This is a genomic window from Mycobacterium sp. NPDC004974 (assembly GCF_053600815.1).
In genome coordinates, this window is the sequence record NZ_JBSGAQ010000032.1 from 1 (window position 1) to 1,229 (window position 1,229).

The window sequence follows — 1,229 nt, forward strand, 5'->3', positions numbered from 1 at the left end:
GGCAGATTCATACGGTCAATGCAATTTCCGTGACTAGGGAGGTTGCAGGTGCCGCCGGCTTATCCACGTGTGATGCGGCGAGAGTTTTTCGATCGGGTGTGCTCGGGTGAATCGCTACGCGAGGCCGGCCGTCAGGTCGGTGTGTCGATCCAAACCGGCTGGAAGTGGTGGCACGACGCTGGATCCATGCAGTTGCGAAGTGGCAATGGCTCAGATAGCGGCCTGGCCGGACCTGGCGATCGTGACCGGCCAGGCGGGCACGGCCATCGGCTCAGTTTCGACGAACGTCTGGTGATCATGCGGGGGCTCGACCAAGGCCTCAAACAGGTCGAGATCGCCCGCCAACTCGACCGCGACCCGAGTGTCATCTCCCGGGAGATCCGGCGCAATCGCAATGCTGATGGGGACTACCACGCCGGGATGGCCCATGGCCGCGCCGCGCAGAAAGCCCAGCGGCCCAAGGAGTTCAAGCTCAACAACACTGGATTGTGCGCTGCTATCGAGACCTGGATGGATGACGGGTGGAGCCCGAAGCTGATCGCCGAGGTGTTGGCTCGTGATCACCCTGATGACAGGCTGGCTCGGGTGAGCCACGAAACCATCTACCAGTGCCTCTACGTGCAAGGGCGCGGGCAGTTGCGCGCCGATCTGAACAGGTGTTTGTCGACCCAGCGTGCCGCCCGCAAGGCCCGGGGGCAGACCGAGCGCCGCGGCAAGTTCAGTGACGTGATCACCATCAGCCAGCGGCCCGCCGTAGTGGAAGACCGCGCGGTGCCCGGGCATTGGGAAGGTGACCTGATCCTGGGCGCCGCATGTGGCAGCGCAATCGGCACCCTGGTCGAACGCAGCACCCGGTTCACCATCTTGTTGCACCTGCCGCACGATCACACCGCCGACTCGGTGGCCACCGCGATGATCGAGGCGATGAATGAGCTGCCGGCTCATCTGCGCCGCAGCATTACCTGGGACCGCGGCAGCGAAATGGCCGGCTGGTACGACATCAGCCTGGCTCTGCAGGCCCCGGTCTACTTCTGCGATCCCCATTCACCCTGGCAGCGGGGCAGCAACGAGAACACCAACCGGCTGCTGCGGTTCTGGTTCGAAAAGGGCACCGATCTCAGCGGCTACACCAAAGCCGACCTCCAACGGGTCCAAGACAAACTCAACAGCCGGCCCCGACCCACCCTGGACCTCGACACCCCAGCCCAACGCCTCGCCACCCTCCTCAA

Annotated in this window: 1 protein-coding gene; it reads left to right on the forward strand. The window is 64.2% G+C overall.

Going from position 1 to position 1,229, the window contains the following annotated elements; translation table 11 throughout:
* Positions 1 to 72 precede the first annotated feature (72 nt).
* A partial coding sequence (locus ACWEFV_RS32335) for an IS30 family transposase (protein ID WP_450073116.1) occupies positions 73 to 1,229 on the forward strand: 1,157 nt, incomplete at its 3' end.